Source organism: Mycolicibacterium sp. lyk4-40-TYG-92 (genome assembly GCF_030209435.1).
In the GTDB taxonomy this organism is placed as follows: Bacteria; Actinomycetota; Actinomycetes; order Mycobacteriales; family Mycobacteriaceae; genus Mycobacterium.
Window position 1 is genome coordinate 40,761 of sequence record NZ_JARVRX010000003.1, and the last position, 17,666, is coordinate 58,426.

Consider the following 17,666-nt stretch of genomic DNA (forward strand, 5'->3'; position numbering starts at 1 on the left):
CACCACCGCCGCACTTAATCCTCGTGCTTCAGCAACCTACATGTAATACTGGCCCGCAGAAGATGAGCTGGCCGTGGCCGTTCGGAAGATCAACTGGCCATTCGTAAATGAGTCGGCCGTCAAGTAGATCTGCCGACCAATCGTCTAGGCCGGCCGTTGGCAACATAAATTCTGGCGCTGAACACGGTCTCTGCGTGGGACCGGACGTCACCGGCAAACGCGGGAGGACAGCTTTTTCATGGCAACGATCGAAGGTCCGGAAACTTCCAGGTTCGCGATCGTCGGGTACGCCGCGCGCTTCCCCGGAGCCACCGACGCCGAATCCTTCTGGGAGATGCTGCGCGAAGGCCGGGACGCCGTATCCGAGGTGCCACAAGACCGGTGGGACGTCGACGAGTTCTTCGACGCCGACCCGGACGCCCGCGGCAAGATCATCACCCGCCGCGCCGGCTTCCTCGATGACGCCGTCGGCTTCGACGCCCCGTTCTTCGGAGTCTCCACCCGCGAAGCCAAGATGATGGACCCCCAGCAGCGGCTGCTGCTGGAGATGGCATGGCGCGCCGTGGAGCATTCGGGCACCGCGCCGTCCGCGCTCGCCAACACGCAGACCGGTGTGTTCATCGGCCTGGCGACCCACGACTACCTGGGCATGGCCTCGGGTGAGTTGACCTACCCGGAGATCGAGGCCTACATGGCCATCGGTACCTCGGGCGCCGCGGCGGCGGGCCGCATCAGCTACCGACTGGGACTGCAGGGGCCGGCCGTCACCGTCGACACCGCGTGCAGCTCGTCGCTGGTGGCCATCCACCAGGCGTGCCAGGCCCTGCAGCTCGGCGAGTGCGATCTGGCGCTGGCCGGTGGCGCGAACGTCATCCTGAGCCCGGCGACCATGATCACCTTCTCGCAGTCGCGCATGCTGGCCCCGGACGGCAAGTGCAAGACGTTCGACGCCGCCGCCGACGGCTACGTGCGCGGTGAGGGCTGCGGCGTCGTCGTCGTGAAGCGGCTCGAGGACGCGGTGCGCGACGGCGACCGGATCCGGGCCGTCATCCGCGGCAGCGCCATCAACCAGGACGGCGCCTCCGGCGGCCTGACGGTCCCCAATGGTGTTGCACAGCAACGGGTTATCGCCGAGGCGCTGGAGCGCGCGGGCCTGACACCGGGCGACGTCGGCTATCTCGAAGCGCACGGCACCGGCACGTCGCTGGGTGACCCGATCGAGGTCCAGGCCGCCGCCGCGGCGTACGGCACCGGGCGCGACGCCGACGACCCGCTGCTGATCGGCTCGGTCAAGACGAACATCGGACACCTGGAGGCTGCCGCGGGCGTCGCCGGGATCATCAAGGTCATCCTGTCGCTCGAACATCAGGAACTGCCGAAGCACCTGCACTTCAAGAACCCGTCGCCGCACATCCCGTGGGACCGCATCCCGGTGAAGGTTGTCGACGAGGCCACCACCTGGGAACGCGGCGACCGGCCGCGCGTCGCGGGCATCAGCTCGTTCGGCTTCTCGGGCACCAATGCCCATGTGCTGCTTGAGGAAGCGCCCTTGCCGGCAGTTGAGGCCGAGACGCCGGCCGAGGAGCCCGACGACCGGCGCTTCATGGTGCTGCCACTGTCGGCGCGGACCCCGGCGGCGCTGCTGCAGTCCGCCGAGGACTACCGCAGCTGGCTGGCCGCACACCCCGAGGCCACCCTCTCGGACGTCTGCATCACCGCGGGTGCCGGCCGCGCCCACTTCGAACACCGTGCCGCGCTCGTGGTGAATTCCCTTGACTCCGCGCGGGAATTGCTCGGCGCACTGGCCGACGACCGCCCGGCGCCCGGCCTGGTGCGCGGGACCTCCGCGGACAAGCCGAAGACCGCCTGGCTGTTCCCGGGTCAGGGCAGCCAGTTCGCGGGCATGGCCAAGGAGCTGTTCGAGACCGAGCCGGTGTTCGCCGAGACCGTGCGGCAGTGTGCCGCCGCGGTTGCCGATGTTTGCCAGGGCGAGCGAAGCGACGGGAAATATTCCGAAAAGCCTTTCCTTGAAGTGATCTTCGAAGGTCCGGATGACACGCTGCGGCTCACCAGCTACGCCCAGCCGGCGATCTTCGCCGTGGAGATGGGGCTGGCCAGGCTGTGGCAGTCGTGGGGCTTCGAGCCCGACGTGGTGCTCGGCCACAGCGTGGGCCAGTACACCGCGGCATGCGTCGCGGGCGTGTTCAGCCTGGAAGACGGCATGCGACTGCTCGCCGAGCGCGGGCGCCTCTTCGGGAACCTGCCGGCGGGCGGCCGGATGGCGGCGATCTTCGCCGCGCCTGAGCGCGTCGAGCGGCTGACCGATGAATACCCCAGCCTGTCGGTTGCCGCGTACAACGGCGCCAACACCGTGCTCTCCGGTCCCGGCGCCGACCTGGAACGTGCCGTCGCGGGACTGACCGGCGACGGTGTCCGCTGCGACTGGCTGGAGACCAGCCACGCCTTCCACTCGGCTCTGCTGGACCCGGCGCTCGACGAATTCGAGTCCTACGCAAACCAGTTCACGTTCAACGCGCCGCAGCGAATCCTGGTGTGCAACCGGACCGGTGACACCCTGGGGCGTACCGCGAAGCTCGACGGCCAGTACTGGCGCCGGCACGCGCGTCAGCCCGTGGAGTTCGCCAAGGGCGTGGAGACCCTCGCCAAGCTCGGTTGCGCGGTGCTGCTCGAAGTCGGCCCCCAGCCCATCCTGACCGCCGCGGCCCTGCGCGCCTGGCCCGATCCGGCGACCGCGCCGCGGGCCATTGCCTCGTTGCGCCGCAAGGGCGCTGACCACCGGCAGCTCACCGAGGCACTGGCCACCACGTACACCGTAGGTCACCTGCCGGACTTCGCCGCCGTCCGGCCGGGCTCGGCACACAATGTCGATCTGCCGACCTACCCGTTCCAGCGCAAGGCGTACTGGTTCCGCGACGAGCGCGTCACGCCGACTGCGACGGCGCACATGGGCGGCGGGGCGACCACCGAGGCTGTCCGCCTGCTCGAAGACGGCCGCATCGACGAGCTCGCCACCCTGCTGGGCGGCACCGACGAATCGGCCACCGCGGTACTGAACAAGCTTGCGGCACAACACAACCGGCAGCGCACCGCGCAGTCCGTCTCGGACGCCCGGTACGAGATCCGCTGGGACAAGATCGCGGCCGGGGCGCCCGTGGAGATCGGCGAGGGTTCGGCGTGGGTCCTCATCGGTGACGCGGTACCCGACCCACTGACCGAGGCCCTGACCCGCCTCGGCCACCGGCACCGTGTCCTTGGGCTGCCCGCGTCCGACGCAGACGAGCAGCAGCTGGAAGCGGATCTGCGCACGGCCGTCGAGGAGGAGCCGGCGCTGCGCATCCTGCACGTCGCCGGACTCGACGCCGACCGGGCTTCCATGCAGGCCTTGCTGCGGATACAGCACCGCGTCCTCACCGGCACGCAGCGCCTGTTCCGCGCGGCGGCCGCCGCTGAGTTGCGGGCACCCATCTGGGTGATAACCCGTGGTGCACAACGCGTTATCGACACCGACACTGTCGCGCCGGAGCAGACGGGCCTGTGGGGCTTCGGCCGTTCGGCCGCGCTGGAATACCCGCAGGTGTGGGGCGGCCTGGCCGATCTGGCCTCCGATACCGCACAAGCCGGCACCGACGAATGGTCGCGCTTGCTCACCCAGGTGATCGCCGCCCCACGCGGCGAGGACCAGATCGCGCTGCGCGCCGAGGGCGTGCACGTGCCGCGGCTGGTCCGTCGTACCGGGCAGCCGAATCCGACACAACTGGAATTGCGCGCTGACGCAACGTATCTGGTGACCGGCGGCCTGGGCTCGCTCGGCCTGGAGATCGCGGGCCACCTGGCCGCGCACGGTGCCCGGAACCTGGTGCTGACCAGCCGGCGCGCGCCGAGTGAGGCCGTGCAGCAGCGCATCGACGCGCTGCGCGAGCAGCACGGCTGCCAGACCCGCGTCGTCACCGCCGATGTCGCCAATCCTCATGACGTCGCCCGCCTGATGTCCACCCTTCGTGCCGAGCTGCCGCCGCTGGCCGGTGTCGTGCATGCCGCCGGCGAGAACAGCACGACGCCGCTGGCCACGCTGGAAGACGCCGAGCTGGAGCGTGTCTTCTCGGGAAAGGTCTGGGGTGCCTGGTACCTGAGCGAAGCGGTTGCCGACCTGAAGCTCGACTTCTTCCTGTCCACCTCGTCGATCTCCGCGGTGTGGGGCAGCTACGGCCAGACCGCCTACAGCGCCGCCAACGCCTTCCTCGACGGCCTGACGTGGCGCCTGCGTGAGCAGGGCGTGGCCGGTATGAGCGTCAACTTCGGACCGTGGTCTGCGGGTATGGCCGATCCCGATGCGCGTGCCCAGCTGGAGCGCCGCGGCGTCCGTACCCTGTCCCCTGCCGATGCCCTGACCGGTATGGCCGATGTCATGGTGTCCGGCGGCGACCCCGCGGAAGCCGTTGTGGCGCGCATGGATTGGGCCAAGTTCCTGCCCATCTACTCGCAGGCCGGGTCCCGGGCCCTGCTGGCGGAGGTCGCCCGCGAGGTGCCCGAATCCGCCGGCGCCTCGGGTGCCGTCGGCACGTCCGGGAACACGCGCCTGGTCGAACAGCTCATCGCCGCACCCGTGCAGCAGCGCAAGAAGCTGGTCCTGGAGTATCTGCGGGACGCCGTCGCCGAGGTGACGCGCATCGAGGCCTCCGAGATCCGCGAGGAGACCGGGTTCTTCGACCTTGGCATGGACTCACTGATGGCCGTCGAACTGCGTCGTCGCCTGGAACAGGGTGTCGGCAAAGAACTTCCGGCGACCCTCGCGATGGACCACCCGCGGCTCACCGATGTCGCCGACTACCTGCTCAGCGACATCCTCAACCTCAGCGAGAAGGCGGGCGCGAAGGCCGTCACCGAGGTCAAGTCGCTCGCCGCTGCCGACGAGCCCATCGCCATCGTCTCGGTGGCATGCCGTTTCCCCGGCTCGCCTGATCCGGATGCGTTCTGGCAGGTGCTGTCTCAAGGTGTCGACGCGATCAGCGAGATCCCCGAGGACCGTTTCGACGTCGACGAGTTCTACGACCCCGACGCCATGACGCCGGGCAAGATCTACACCCGCTCCGGCGGTTACCTCGACAGCGTCGACACGTTCGATCCGGAGTTCTTCGGCATCTCGCCACGCGAGGCCGTGTGGATCGACCCGCAGCAGCGCCTGATGCTCGAAATCGCCTGGGAGGGCCTGGAACGCGCTGGGTACGCCCCGGCCGGGTTGCGCGGCAGCCGAACCGGCGTGTTCGTCGGTGTCGGCGCCAACGAGTACTCGCATCTGCTCTCGGGCGGCTCCGTCGAGAATCTCGAACCGCACTTCATCACCGGTAACGCGCTCAACGCCATCGCAGGTCGCGTGTCGTTCACACTCGGCCTGGAAGGGCCGGCCATGGCGGTCGACACCGCCTGCAGCTCCTCGCTGGTCGCGGTCCACCAGGCCGTGCAGGCCCTGCACGCCGGCGACTGCGACATGGCGCTGGCCGGCGGCGTCAACGTCCTGCTGAGCCCGGCGTCCATCGTCGCGGCGTCCCGCGCCCGGATGCTGGCGCCCGACGGCCGCTGCAAGACGTTCGACGCCGCCGCCGACGGCTACGTCCGCGGTGAAGGCTGCGGCGTCCTCGTCCTCAAGCGGCTCAGTGACGCCCAGCGCGACGGCGACCGCATCGCCGCCGTCATCCGCAGCACCGCGGTCAACCAGGACGGCGCGTCCAGCGGCCTCACCGTCCCCAATGGTGGTGCGCAGCAACGCCTCATCAACACGGCGCTGGCCCGCGCCGGCCTCAGCGGCGGCGACGTCGACTACCTCGAAGCGCACGGCACGGGCACCCCGCTCGGCGACCCGATCGAGGTCCAGGCCGCGGCGGCCGCCTACGGCGCGGGCCGCGACCCGCAGCGGCCGCTGCTCATGGGCACCGCGAAAACCAACATCGGGCACCTCGAGTCGGCGGCCGGTGTCGCCGGTCTGGTGAAGGTCGTGTTGTCGCTCGAGCACGAAATGCTCCCGCAGACGCTGCATTTCAACAAGCCGTCGCCGCACATCCCGTGGGACTCGCTGCCCGTCCAGGTGGTGGACAAGCCCACGCCGTGGCACACCGACGGCCGTCCGCGCCGCGCCGGCGTCAGCTCCTTCGGCTTCACCGGCACCAACGCGCACGTGCTGTTGGAAGAGGCGCCGGCCGTGGTGTCTGACGACGACGTCGCCGATGACGCGACACCCGAAACCGCTGTGGCGGAACCGATCAGCGTGCTACCGCTGTCGGCCCGCTCGGCCCAGGGCCTGACAGCGCTCGCGCAGCGCTACCGCGACTGGCTCGAAGCGCACCCCGACGCCTCGATCGCCGACGTCTGCTTCACCGCCGGTTCGGGACGTTCGCACTTCGAGCACCGCGCCGCGGTGGTCGCGAACACCGTTCACGACGCGAAGAACCTGCTGGAAGACCTCGTCGCGAACAAACTGCGGCCGGGCGTGCTCAAGGGCGAGTGCGCCGACCCGCCGACCACCGCGTGGTTCTTCCCCGGCCAGGGCAGCCAGTACCCGGGCATGGCGCGCGAATTGTTCGACACCGAGCCGGTTTTCGCCGACGTGGTGCGCCGGTGCGCGCAGGCGGTGGATCCGATCCTGCCGCGCCCGCTGCTGGAGGTCATGTTCGGCAACGATCGTGAAGCGGCAGAGACGCTGCGCAACACCGCGTTCGCGCAGCCCGCGATCTTCGCCGTCGAGATGGGCCTGGCCCGGTTGTGGCAGTCGTGGGGCATCGCGCCTGACGCGGTGCTGGGCCACAGCGTCGGTCAGTACGCGGCGGCCTGCGTGGCCGGGGTGTTCAGCCTGGAGGACGGTGCCCGGCTGATCGCCGAGCGCGGCCGGTTGTTCGCCAGCCTGCCTGCCGGTGGTCGCATGGTGGCGGTGTTCGCCGATCCCGAATACGTGGAGCGCGCCGCTGAGGCGTTCCCGCGGGTGTCGGTCGGTGCGTACAACGGCCGCAACACCGTGTTGTCGGGTCCGGGTGAGGATCTGGAGCAGATCGTCGCCGCGTGCAGCGAGGACGCCACGCGCTGCACCTGGCTCGAGACCAGCCACGCCTTCCATTCCGAGCTGCTGGACCCGGTGCTCGACGAATTCGAGTCCTTCGCAACGCAGTTCCAGTTCGCGACACCCACGCTGCCGCTGATCTGCAACCGCACGGGCGCGGTCCTAACCGCCGAGACGCCGCTCAACGCGCAGTACTGGCGGCGGCATTCGCGTCAGCCCGTGCAGTTCACCGAGAGCGTCAAGACCGTCGCGGCGCTGGGTTGCTCGGTGCTGATGGAGATCGGCCCGCAGCCGATCCTCACCGCGGCCGCGCTGCAGTGCTGGCCCGAGGGCGCCGAGACCCCGCGGGCCATCGTGTCCCTGCGCAAGGGCGCCAACGCGCAGCGGCAGATCACCGAAGCGCTTGCCACGACGTACATCTGCGGGCACCGGCCGGACTTCGCGGTCAAGAACCGCGGACACCGCGTCGAGCTCCCCACATATCCGTTCCAGCGGCGCCGCTTCTGGCCCAAGACCGCGAATGTCGTGGGCATGAGCTCCGGCGGATCGGCGGCCACGTCCGGAATCCTTGGCAGTGCCAAGGATCTGGCCACCGGCGACACGATCTACAGCAATGTGCTGTCGGTCAAGACGCAGCCGTGGCTGTCGCACCACGTCATCTACGGCACCGTCGTGGTGCCGGGTGCGACGTACGCGGCGATGGCACTGGCCTCGGTCGGAGCGCCGGCTCGGGTGAAGGAAGTCTTCTTCTACGAGCCGATCATCCTGCCCGACAAGGCCTCTCGCGAGACGCAGCTGACCATCCGGACCCTGGAGGGCGGCGAGGGCTGGAAGTTCCAGGTGCACAGCCGGCCGAACGGGGTCCGGGAAGCCGAGTGGTCGCTCAACGCCGACGGCACACTGCTGGCCGGCGCCTCTGACGAAGACGCGGCAGACAACGTCGCGGGTTCCATGGAGGACGTCGTCGAGCGCATGGAGCGGCTGCGTCCGCAGCAGCTGTTCGAGACCTTCAACGACATGGAGCTGGCCTGGGGCCCAACGTGGTCCACGTCGCTCAAGTCGCTGTGGGTCCGTGATGGCATGGCGATCGGTGATGTGTCCGTCGGCGACGAACTGGCCGAGCATCTCAGCAGCGAGCCCATCCACCCCGTCCTGCTGGACCTCTGCACCGGTGTGGCCTTCCCGGCGTTCCCGGCGCTGCTGGCCGCCGAACACGGCATGCACGACCTGTTCCTGCCGCTGCGATACGGCCAGGTCGAGCTGCGCGAGAAGATGCCGCGGCGCTTCTACGCCCGGGCGCGCTGGCACACCAGTGAGCTGACCAACGAGACCCAGGTCTTCGATATCGACTTCCTCGATCGCGACGGCAAGCGGCTCGGCGGCATCACCGAGTTCACCGTGAAGCGGGCGCCGCGTGAGGCACTGCTGCGGGGGCTCGGCGGCGACACCACCCGTCTGCTGTACACGCTGGGCTGGCAGGAGGGTGCGGCACCGGCCGCCGGGGACGAGGCCGAAGCCAAGACCACAGGTACCTGGCTGGTCGCCGGCTTCGACGAGTTGGCCGCCGGTCTCCCCGGTGCCGTCAAGCTCGACCAGACGCTGGACGCCGCCGCCTGGCAGCAGGCGATCACGACGGCCGCCGAGGCCGGCGCCCCCGTCACCGGAATCGTCTGGCGTGCTTCGGGCTACGAGGACGCCGACGTCGCGGCCCGCCTCGAGACCGAGGTCGGCACCGTGCTGGCGGGCATGCAGACCGCACTCGCCGAGGAGAAGCTGAACCTCACCGGCGGCATCTGGATCGTCACCGAGCGCGCCGTGGCCACCGAGCCCGGCGAGCCCGTCGACCCCGTGCAGGCCGCACTGTGGGGCCTGGGGCGCACCGTCATCAACGAGCAGCCGACGCTGCGGCTCAAGCTCGTCGACCTCGACGGCGCCGACGACAACGCCACCAACTGGCTGACCGGCATTCTGGGCACCCCGGTGGCCGAGTCGGAATTCGCGCTGAGGCAAGGCAAGTTCCTCGTGCCACGGCTGATGCACTGGGCGCGCAGCGGCCACTTGCCGATGCCGCGTTCCGACGACTACGTGCTGGCACCCACCGAGCGTGGCGCGATCGACAACCTGCGGCTGACCGAGAAAGAGGTGACGCCGCCGGCGCCCCATGAGGTGCAGGTCCGGATCGAGGCCGCCGGCCTCAACTTCCGCGACGTGCTCAACGTGCTGGGCCTCTACCCGGGCGATCCGGGACCCATCGGCGGTGACCTCTGCGGTGTCATCACCGAATTGGGTTCGGAAGTCACCCGATTCAAGGTGGGGCAGCGCGTCTTCGGCTCCATGCAGGGTGCCTTCTCGAGCCGGCTCAACGTGCCGGAGCAGCTGCTCGCCGTGGTACCCGAGGGCATCAACCCGGTCGACGCGGCGACCCTGCCGGCGGCCGCGCTGACGGTCCGGCTGGCGTTCGACTGGGCGCAGCTCAAGCCGGGCGACCGCGTGCTGATCCACGCCGCCAGCGGTGGTGTCGGGTTGGCGGCGGTGCAGATGGCGCGCCAGAAGGGCGCGGTCGTCTTCGCCACCGCCAGCACCTACAAGCGTGCGACGCTGCGCAAGATGGGCGTGGAGTACGTCTATGACTCGCGGACAACCGATTTCGCGGATCAGATTCTCGCCGACACCAACGGTGAGGGCGTCGACGTGGTGCTCAACAGCCTGACCAACGAGGGCTTCGTCGAGGCCACGGTGCGAGCCACCGCCCAGGGCGGCCGGTTCGCCGAGATCGCCAAGCGCGATATCTGGACCCCCGAGCGCATGGCCGAGGTGCGGCCGGACATCAACTACGAGATCGTCGCGCTCGACGTGACGATGATGACCGATCCGGCACACATCCAGCGGCTCATGGAAGAGGTCGCCGACGGACTCGCCAAGGGTGAGTGGACACCGGTTCCCGCCGAGGTCTACCCACTGACCGAGGCCAAGACCGCCTTCCGCCGGATGCAGCAGGCCCGGCACATCGGCAAGATCGTGGTGCAGATGCCGAAACCGCTGCAGCCGCATGGGGATCGGACCTACCTGGTCACCGGTGGCCTGGGCGCGCTCGGTCTGCACACCGCGGCCTACCTGGCGCAGCTGGGTGCCGGCGACATCGTGCTGACCAGCCGGCGCGAGCCCGATGGCGAGGCGCAGCGCGCCATCGACGCGATGATGGAGCGCTTCCACTGCCGGGTGCACGTCTTCTCCGGCGACGTCGGTGACGAAGCTTCGGTCGCGGCACTGCTCGACCGCATCCGCACCGAGCTCCCGCCGCTGGCCGGTGTGGCCCACCTGGCCGGCGTGCTCGACGACGCGCTGCTGCCCCAGCAGGATCTGGAGCGCTTCCGGAAGACCCTGGGCCCCAAGGCCTACGGCGCTCTGCACCTGCACAAGCTGACGAAGGACGACGATCTCGACTTCTTCATCGTCTACTCGTCGGCCTCAGCGGTGCTCGGTTCACCGGCCCAGGGCAACTACGCCACCGCCAACGCGCTGCTCGACGGGCTCGTCGCGCACCGCCGGGCACTGGGTCTGCCCGCGACGTCCGTCAACTTCGGTCCGTGGGGCCGGGGCGGCATGGCCAGTTCGCAGGCAGCCACCGCGAACCTCAGCGCGCAGGGCATGATGCCGCTCGAGCCGGCGGCGGCGCTGGCCGCCCTCGGCGAGGTGATCCGGCACGGCGCCGCGCAGGCGACGGTCCTGAAGGCCAACTGGCAGCGGGCCGCGAAGATGCTCGGCGGCATCCGTCCGCCGCTGCTCGACCAGGTCCTGCCGACCAGCGACGCGGCCGCAACCGGTGACAGCGAACTGCTGCGGCAGCTGCAGGAGATTCCGGACGCCCAGCGCGCCGGGTTCATCACCGAATTCCTGCAGAAGGAGGTGCAGGGCTTCCTGCGCCTGGCGCAGCCGCCGGCGGCCACGAGCCGGTTCCTCGACCTGGGCACCGACTCCCTGATGGCGGTCGAGCTCCGCAACCGGTTGTTCGGTCAGTTCGGCGGCAAGTTCGACATCAGCCCGACGGCGATCTTCGACTACCCGACCCTCGGCGAACTCGCCGGGCACCTGGCGTCGCAGTTGCCGCCGTCGGATGCGCCGGAGGTGGCTGTTGAGGAGCCGGCGGCCGAGAAGTCAGCAGACACACCAGTCGCGGAAGCCACACCCGAGGCAGCCACCGAGGAGTGACGAATGTGAGGGCTGTGCACGAGCATCGACGCCGATGCGTGCACAGCCTTCACACTCACGACGGGCTATCTGCCAGTGGAACCCCTGCCGCCGTGAGACTTTCGGCATACGTCGGGGCGAGCTTCCCGGCATACGGGGGCGCCATGTGCGCCCAGTCGACTCGTGCGGGCGTATTGCCCACAAAACTCGGACACCGCTGGCTCTGGTTGCAGAACCAGGGCCGCGAGTCGACCCATGCACCACCTTGTTCGACGGCCAACTTCTGCTCGGCCCTGGCCTTCGCATACCAAACAGACGGGATGGTCCCGACGCAGCTCGACGGCGTGCTGGATACCTTGCTGACACACTCCTTGATCGCCTTGTCACTCGGCGGCGGCGCGACCAGCACCACTTTCTTGGTGTTTTCCCTAAACCGATCGATGATTCGATTGAGCGAGTCCGACCAAGCCTGCATCGACATCTCGCGCCTTGAATCGACAACACGGTCTCGCGCGTAGGCGTTGGATATCACGACGACATCTGGCTTGACGGTATTGATGACCTCTACGGCGCTGTCCTTACGGCCGGCGCACTCCGGGCTCACCGTTGTCCTGTCGATGCTGTCCTGTGTGAAAACGCAGGACCCCATCGCCTGGTTGAACACTTGCAATGCGCCATTCGAGCTCAATGCGAGCTGCCGCCAGATCTCTGAATACCCCAGCGCCACAGAATCACCGACAAGAACGACCTTCAGAGGCGCGGTTGGTGGACCGTATATGCAGAACTCCGGCGGTGCGATCGCAGACGCAGAGCATATGGCCACCTCGGGTGTGACGAGCTGGGCGACGTCTCCCCTACTGAACAACGATTCCATCGTCGGGTCCAGAACCGGCCACGCGCTCGCCTGCAGCGCCACCGAAATCTCGTCTTGCAGAGCGCTGGCTCGCGAGCCCAGAGTGATCGCAGGAAGAGCCGAGTCCACCTTTTCACGCGTCAGGTCGATCGCTGCATCTCCTACTTCGACCGTGTCGGACGGCGTGACCGGCCGAGCCAACCACGCAGTGCCAGCGACGGCGACGAGTGCGGCGGCAGCAAGCGCGGCGTACTGGGTAGACCTCGCGGGCGCATACTTGCGTCGCTGAATCTTCCGTATGAGCTCCCCGAGCTCTGTAAAACTATTGCGCCGCAGTGGATCTTCGATCAAGTGATACGAGGCGATCGACAGACCGAAGGTCAAAGCGACAACAGCCGCGTAGTAGGCGCCGCTCACATCCATGATGGCTCCGAGAAGAACGATCACGGGCCAGTGCACCAAATACAAGGAGTACGAAATATTCCCGATGTACGTGGAAGCCCGATTCCGTAGGAATGGCTGGTAGTCGGGCTCACGCCCCACTCCCGCAGCGATCACCAGGGCCGCGCCGAACGCCGGAAGTATCGTCCACGGCGCCGGAAAAGCCGTTTGGGTATCGCTGATCAGCGCGAAGCTGACACTGATGACCAGCAGACCGCTCCACGACAGGATGGGCTTGAGAACTCGTGGAATCTGGGCCAGCAGTCCGACTGCGGTTGCCAGAATCGCACCAACGCCCAACTCCCACACTCGCGCAAAAGTATCGAAGTACGCGGTCGGCGGAGATTCCGCGGTTTCGCGCATAGCCCATAACAACGACGCCAGGACGATGACACCCATAACTCCGCCGGCGAGGGCCATCCGCCGTGAATGCGACCAGCTCTTGCGAACGATGACCACACTCAACGCGAAAATCACTGCGGGCCAGACGAAATAGAACTGTTCTTCGACCGACAGCGTCCAGTAGTGCTGAATCGGCGACACCGTAGCTGCCATCGAGTGGAAATAGTCCGTACCGATACTCAGAAAATGCCAATTCGACCAGAAGATGAACGCCCACAATGCGTCAACTCCGATCTCATGGGATCGAAATCCGCGAAATACCAGAGTCGACGCCAGATAGGTGAGCACCAGAACGACGGTGGCGGCCGGGACGATTCGGCGGATGCGGTTCCAATAGAACCGCCTGAAGGAGACCGTGCCGGTCTTCTCTGCGCCACGCATGAGGTTGCCGGTGATCAAGAACCCGGAGATCACGAAGAACACATCGATGGCGGCGACGCCTCCTCTGGGCCATCCCCAAAGGTGGTACGCGAACACGGCGAGCATGCTGACCATGCGCAAGCCTTGTATGTCGAGCCGCTGGCTGGTGTCTGCCGCGCGACGCCGACGCCGACGCCTGACTACCTCAGATGAGCCCACGGCCAGCCTCCTATCGGCAGCTCAGCACCGCCGCCACGACGCAGCTTACGGACAAGACAATTTTTTTGACTGCATTACCGGTGAACCGCCTCCACGCCGGGCGTTGCCCCCAGGTTCGAGAGCGGAGACCTTCCAGAACATCCCGCTACCTGCACCGTTTGCGTATTGACGCCGACCATAATTTCTGTCAGGCTCCTATGAGGAGCGATCTCATCGGCGGAAGGCTCGGACAATGTCTGCTATCGCGATGCATGTTTCGAACACCAAAGCCAAGTTGCGGGCCGGAACTGCTGCCTGCGTGGTCGCCGGCGCCGCAGTCCTGACTCCCGCAATGGCCCAGGCGGATATCGCAACGCCGGTACCCTTGGCGCCGATCTCGCAGGTCCTGGACAACGTCGCCCAGGCGCCCCACTTCTTAGCCGAGGCCACGTGGTGGCAGAACGATCCCTGGTGGTGGGTGGGAACCGGACCGAATCCGTCGACCCCCGCACCCATCCTCGTGGGGACATTCACGCCGCTCTCGATCATCCCGGGCTTCCTCCAGGAGCCGTGGAAGCGCCTGACACAGAACATCAATCTCTCGGTGTGCTTCTTCGGTGCAGGCGCAAAGATCGGGCCGTACGGCACCATCACGGTTTCACTTACTCGGGGCTGCTAGTCCGCGCGGCCGACTCGCAAAAGCCAGACATTGATGGTTCTGCGGATGCCACAGGGCGGCCGTTCAATGCGGAACGTTCCTGAGTGAGCAAGCATTCTCAAGACCCGACGGCGGGCGAACCGACCGGCGACGACAAAGACGAAGACAGCGGCGAAACCACGCGTACACGAAAGGTGTTGCGTCGCCGACGTTTACGCGGCGTCACGCTGATTGTGTTGGCTGCCGCCGCGGGATTCCTGTGCTGGCTGGGATTCGAAGGTTACTCAGCCAAATCCCACCTGGAACGGGCACGCGTCGGTGCACAGCACGCAAAGGAAGCGTTGTCCGCCGGCGACGTTGACGCGGCTGTGCGCGCCGCCGCTGCAGCCGAAGTAGATGCCAAGCATGCGAACGATGCCGTGCGGTCGACGCCGTGGACTGTCGCTGCACACATCCCGTTCCTAGGAAGTCCGTTCACGTCCGCGCAGCAGATTTCGCACGTCGTTCTTGGACTGGCTTCGGATGTGTTGAAGCCTGCGGCCGAATTAGGTACGGCGCTCTCACCAGCCCATCTCATCAAGGGATCACACATCGACGTTCAGGCACTTCGGGACAAGGAGCCGGGCCTGCTCAAGATCGCCGAGGACGCTCGACGGTTGCAAACGGAAGCGGACGCGATCGCTGACCCGACCTACCTGGCGACTCTGCGGAACGCACGCTCGGAGCTGCAAGCGCAAACGGCGAAAGTCACCAACCTCCTCGACAAGGCGGCCCTCACGGCCAAGCTCGCACCGTTGCTCATGGGCGCAGACGGGCCCCGAACTTACTTCATGGGGTTTCAGACGAATGCCGAAGTCCGAGGGACGGGAGGGATACTCGGCGGGTTCGGCATTCTCCGGTTCGACAACGGCACGCCGACCGTAAATGCCTTGGGCCCCAATACTGAATTGGCCGGGCCGTTCAAACCACTGGACCTTGGGCCCGAGTTCGGCCAAGAGTACGGCTACACGAATCCGAGCACCGATTTCCGGAATAGCAATCTCAGCTCGCATTTCCCCTACGCGGCACAGATATGGCGCTCTATGTGGGCACAACAAACGGGCGAGGAAGTCGACGGAGCAATCGCGCTCGACCCCGTCGCCCTGAGCTACGTGCTGGGCGCAACCGGACCGGTCACGATGCACGACGGCGAACTGATCACCAACGAAAACGTCGTCGAGCTCACCGAATCGACTGCGTATCGACGGTTTCCCAATGATCAGGCCGCGCGCAAGCAGTACCTCCAGGACATCGCCAACGCCGTAGTCAGAAAGATGACCACCGCCGTCGAATCACCGCGGAAGTTGCTCGACGCACTCGGGAAGGCCGCCGACGAACGCCGAATCGCAGTCTGGAGCGTATCCCCTGAAGCCGAGAAACTTCTCGAGCAGACGCCACTCGCACACTCGATCCCAGATAACGCCTCTCCCTACGCCGCGGTCATCCTCAACAACCTCGCGGGCAACAAGGTTGACTACTACCTCCGGGCGCACGTCACTTACCAGGCCGAGGGCTGCACCGGTACGACCCGCAACTCGACGGTGACCGTCAAGCTGACGAGCACCGTGCCGGACATACCGCTGCCCGAGTATGTTGCCGGCTCGCTCGGCCTGAGCCGCAACGTTCCGATCACTTTGCCGAGCGGCTCGATGCTGACGTCGGTCCGACTGGTCGCAACCAAGGGAGCAGCGTTGGTGGGGGCCTTCTCCAACGGCCAACAGATACCTGTATTTACCGGAACGGACCGAGGCCATCCAACCTTTGAAATCCAAGTGGCAATCCCCCCAAGGCAATCGGGTGAGCTGATCTTCCGACTGTCTGAGCCGACGGTTCCAGGTGCGGCCCAAGTGCCGGCGCAACCACTCATCGCCACGACAGCTCCAACGGTCGCGGTTCCCGAATGCACGCAGAAATAATCACAGTTCCGCGTAATTGACGTTGGCGTTGACCTACATTGGAAGCGACATCGCCGAGTGGAGGGTGTGGAGGTCGGCCACAACCTCCCGCGCGACGCCTGAGGTCGACCGTGCCGGGCCACCAGAAGGAGTGGACTGCAGTGAATCTCCAGAACATTTTGCGAATACTCCGGACAAGATGGATACCGGTTGTGGCCGCAATTGTCGTGACCTTACTCGGCACCGTAATCATCACTGCCACAACGACTCCGCTATATAAATCGTCGACGCGGCTGTTCGTTTCCACTTACGCCGGCACCTCACTGACCGACGCATACCAAGGCAATTTGTTTTCCCAGGAGAGAATAAATTCCTACACGGTTCTACTCACGGGCGAAGTACTCGCGCAACGTACCGTCAATGCACTCCACTTGGACATGTCCCCACAGGCACTGCGTAAGGAAGTCACCGCTCGATCCAAAGCAGGTACCGTCCTCATCGACGTCGACGTTCTCGACCCGTCACCCGTTCGAGCCCGCGATATCGCCAATGCCCTGTCGAACGAATTCGTCGCCATGGTCAAGGAGCTCGAAACCTCCGGCGACGGCAATCTCCCCGATACGCGGGTCGTAGTAGAGCAGCCGGCGGCGGTATCGAGCTCGCCGGCTGTGCCGAAACTGGTAAGGAACTTGGTGCTCGGCGCGGTTGCAGGTGTGCTCCTCGGCGTCGCGTTGGCCGTCGTACTCGACGTGATCGACAGCACCGTCAAGAAGCGCGAAGACCTCGAAGACATAACCGGAGTCAGTGTCGTAGGCGAGATTCCAGTGGACAAACCTCGCCGCACGGCACCAGCCATCACGTTCAGCAGCGACAATTCACGGATCGCCGAATCCTTTCGAAAGTTGCGTACAAACCTGAGCTTCCTGGCAGTCGACAACCCACCGCGGGTCATCGTGATCACCAGCTCGATTCCCAATGAAGGCAAATCAACCACGGCAATAAACATCGCTCTGGCACTGGCAGAGGCCGAAAACAACGTCCTCGTAGTCGACGGCGACATGCGACGACCGATGGTTCATCAATATCTGAAACTCGAAGGAGCGGTGGGTCTAAGCACTGTCCTCAGCGGTGCGGTTTCCCTACCGGAGGCTCTGCAGGACACGCAATTCGCCGGGCTGACAGTTCTGGCGGCCGGCGCAATCCCGCCGAACCCAAGCGAGCTATTGGCATCTCAAGCCGCGAAAAAGCTACTCGCGGAGCTCCGCGGACAATTCGACTACGTAATCATCGATTCGTGCCCGCTATTGGCTGTCACAGACGCCACCTTGTTGGCCGCCAATGCCGACGGAGCACTGTTGTTGGCACGGTATGGGAAGACGCGGCGTGATCAATTGGCTCATGCGTCTGATGCCCTTGAGAATGTGGGTGCCACCTTGCTCGGCACGGTCTTCTCGATGACGCCCCCGCGTAGTCATTCGCCCTACGCCGGCTCCTACTATTACTACTATCACGGCAAAAGCCGTAACGTCGGACGTCACGGCCAGGCCTAAGCCATTCGAGCGATGA

The 17,666-nt window shown here is 66.3% G+C and carries 5 protein-coding genes; 4 read left to right on the top strand and 1 reads right to left on the bottom strand.

Annotation, left to right across the window (positions count from 1 at the left end; all coding sequences use genetic code 11):
* Positions 1 to 238: 238 nt before the first annotated feature.
* Positions 239 to 11,275, top strand: a complete 11,037-nt coding sequence (locus tag QRN63_RS06500) for a type I polyketide synthase (RefSeq protein WP_285030055.1) — start codon at positions 239 to 241, stop codon at positions 11,273 to 11,275.
* A gap of 55 nt (positions 11,276 to 11,330) precedes the next feature.
* Here the strand turns inward: QRN63_RS06500 and QRN63_RS06505 are convergent, their stop codons facing one another.
* Positions 11,331 to 13,529 carry an acyltransferase family protein gene (locus QRN63_RS06505; protein WP_285030057.1) on the bottom strand — a complete coding sequence of 733 codons (2,199 nt, stop codon included), beginning with the start codon at positions 13,527 to 13,529 and terminating at the stop codon, positions 11,331 to 11,333.
* 232 nt (positions 13,530 to 13,761) lie between these two features.
* Between QRN63_RS06505 and QRN63_RS06510 the strand changes: the two genes are divergently transcribed.
* From QRN63_RS06510 to QRN63_RS06520, 3 genes are all read left to right on the top strand, one after another.
* On the top strand, positions 13,762 to 14,187 hold the full coding sequence (locus tag QRN63_RS06510) for a hypothetical protein (RefSeq protein WP_285030058.1): 426 nt from the start codon (positions 13,762 to 13,764) through the stop codon (positions 14,185 to 14,187).
* Positions 14,188 to 14,270: 83 nt separating this feature from the next.
* Positions 14,271 to 16,121 carry a DUF4012 domain-containing protein gene (locus QRN63_RS06515; RefSeq protein ID WP_285030059.1) on the top strand — a complete coding sequence of 617 codons (1,851 nt, stop codon included), beginning with the start codon at positions 14,271 to 14,273 and terminating at the stop codon, positions 16,119 to 16,121.
* A 140-nt stretch (positions 16,122 to 16,261) separates the two neighbouring features.
* A complete protein-coding gene (locus QRN63_RS06520) occupies positions 16,262 to 17,650 on the top strand; it encodes a tyrosine-protein kinase domain-containing protein (protein WP_285030061.1) in 1,389 nt (462 codons plus the stop codon).
* Positions 17,651 to 17,666: the final 16 nt, after the last annotated feature.